The following is a 2,277-nucleotide window of genomic DNA, read 5'->3' as shown; positions in this document are numbered from 1 at the left end:
ATACCGCAACCGCGCGATACGACCTGTGTGAACTGGATGTCTGCCATAGTCTAATGTATATTGGTGTATATAATATAGACGGGCGTCAACCCTTTTCATGAACTTTGGCGACTACAAATTATGTCATGAGGGTTTCATTGTATAAGCGTTGAAGCCTTGAAGCCTTGGCTTCCTTTATTGACGCAAATTTATAAAATTATAGGCAAAAAGTTTTGCATATATAAAATTGTGTTCTATCTTTGTGATATCAAAATGATATCAATAACCTTAAACACACAATAATTATGGCACAGAAAAACAGATCTTCTAACGAGTATGAGTTCAAGGGCGGTTCAGGCAACGGTTTCCTTGCTCTTTTGATTGACCTGATAATTTTTGGCCTGGCTGTCTATCTGGTGTACTATGCAATTGATAATCAGATTGGATGTGCTGCATGGTGCGGTGCATTATGTCTGGTGATTGCCATTTTTGTTGCCTGCGGATTTATCAAGCAGGAACCTAATGAAGCATCTGTGTTGACTTTCTTTGGAAAGTATTCAGGAACGTTCCGCAGCACGGGATTCTATTGGGTCAATCCGCTCATGTCACGCAAACGTGTTTCTCTGCGTGCGCGCAACCTGAATCCTGAACCTATTAAAGTAAATGACAAATCCGGAAATCCTATTCTCATTGGAGTGGTTGTCGTATGGAGATTGAAAGATACCTATAAAGCGATTTTTGACATTGATACTGATGTCAGCACTACTGTAACGGCAAATGCAGCCAATGCCCGCATGAACAAATTCGAGAACTTCGTTTCAGTTCAGAGTGATTCTGCTCTCAGGGAAGTTGCGGGGATGTATTCATACGATAATGAAGACACTCAGGACTCAAGCGTAATTACTTTGCGCAGCGGTGCTTCTGAGATCAATGACGTTCTTTCAAACAAGCTGAACGAGCGTCTTGAAATGGCAGGCCTTGAGGTCATTGAGGCACGAATCAATTATCTTGCATACGCTCCTGAGATTGCTGCCGTAATGCTTCGCAGGCAGCAGGCGGTTGCAATCATCACAGCACGTGAGAAGATTGTTGAAGGTGCTGTTTCAATGGTCAAGCTGGCGCTTGATAAACTTTCATCGGACGGCGTGGTTGATCTCGATGAAGAGAAGAAGGCCGCTATGGTAAGCAATCTGCTCGTAGTCCTTTGCGCCGATGAGCAGGCTCAACCGGTAGTTAATGCAGGAACCCTGAATCATTGATCTCCAACATGGCCGATGGTGAGAAAAATAAATCATTCATTCTGAGAATGGATGCTGAAATGATGAATGCTGTTGAAGCATGGGCCGCTGACGAGTTCCGCTCTGTCAACGGCCAGCTTCAATGGATCATTGCAGAGGCCCTGAAGAAAAGCGGACGCCTCAAGCGCAAGTGACTGGGATCCGTACGCCTGATTGAAAAGCTCCTGCATACAGTATTCTCTTTGTGTTTTCGAGATCCTTGTCAAAGATAGAAATGAATAAGTTCAGAAGTTTCGTCCTCCCTGTTGCAATAGTACTAGGTCTTCTGTTGCATGACTATTGCGCTATTACAAAGGGAATTTTACCATACTTGATTTTTGCCATACTGCTTTCAAACTACGCAGCGGTTGACATGCGCAAGTTAAGGCCCGGACGCCTTGACCTATGGCTCATGCTCATACAGGTTGCAGGCAGCATTATTCCTTATCTTCTACTGCGATGGGCAGGCGTTGACCCTATTATCTGCGAGGGGGTGATGATGGTGGTTCTCTGTCCTGTTGCGGCTTCTGTAATTGTGATTTCCTGTATACTTGGTGCAAACCGCGAACGAGTCACCACTTATACCATCCTTGGTAATCTCATGGTTGCAGTGGTTGCTCCGGCAATTTTCTCCTTTATTGGTAATCAGCAGGATATGCGCTTCATTGATGCTTTCCTGATGATATTGCGCAGGACTGCGCTCATCATTGCACTGCCTTTCTTTCTTGCTCTGATAGGTCAGAAACTCACGCCTCATATCAATCAGGCCGTGAGCCGTATGAAAGGCTTTTCATTCTACCTCTGGGCTCTTACCCTCACTATCACCCTTGGCCAGACCATCGATTTCATTTTCCTGCATGGCGATGGTAACTGGAACAGTATTTTCATACGAAAATTAATTGTGCCGTTTCTGGTTATTCCGGCGTTATTTGACTTGTTTTTAATACATTTTGAGCCAATGGCACAAAAAGAGAGAGCACTCACAAGGCTGCAAGTGCGAGGTTGACATCTTAGCAATTTT

At 44.4% G+C, this 2,277-nt stretch carries 3 protein-coding genes; all 3 read left to right on the top strand.

The window, feature by feature from the left end; all coding sequences use genetic code 11:
- The first annotated feature begins 284 nt into the window (after positions 1-284).
- The 3 genes from AC06L3_RS07390 to AC06L3_RS07380 all read left to right on the top strand — a co-directional run bounded on the left by AC06L3_RS07390 (position 285) and on the right by AC06L3_RS07380 (position 2,262).
- Positions 285-1,238, top strand: coding sequence for an SPFH domain-containing protein (locus AC06L3_RS07390; protein WP_475669976.1), 954 nt, complete (start codon positions 285-287; stop codon positions 1,236-1,238).
- 8 nt (positions 1,239-1,246) lie between these two features.
- A complete protein-coding gene (locus AC06L3_RS07385) occupies positions 1,247-1,411 on the top strand; it encodes a type II toxin-antitoxin system antitoxin (RefSeq protein WP_475669977.1) in 165 nt (54 codons plus the stop codon).
- Between the two features lie 80 nt (positions 1,412-1,491).
- Positions 1,492-2,262 carry a hypothetical protein gene (locus AC06L3_RS07380; RefSeq protein ID WP_475669975.1) on the top strand — a complete coding sequence of 257 codons (771 nt, stop codon included), beginning with the start codon at positions 1,492-1,494 and terminating at the stop codon, positions 2,260-2,262.
- Positions 2,263-2,277 lie beyond the last annotated feature (15 nt).

The organism is Candidatus Egerieousia sp., from assembly GCF_056211015.1.
This window is presented reverse-complemented; position numbering and strand designations above follow the sequence as displayed.

Coding starts and splice junctions, on each gene's coding strand:
- AC06L3_RS07390 (WP_475669976.1), top strand. CDS start 285: ATGGCACAGAAAAACAGATCTTCTAACGAGTATGAGTTCAAGGGCGGT.
- AC06L3_RS07385 (WP_475669977.1), top strand. CDS start 1,247: ATGGCCGATGGTGAGAAAAATAAATCATTCATTCTGAGAATGGATGCT.
- AC06L3_RS07380 (WP_475669975.1), top strand. CDS start 1,492: ATGAATAAGTTCAGAAGTTTCGTCCTCCCTGTTGCAATAGTACTAGGT.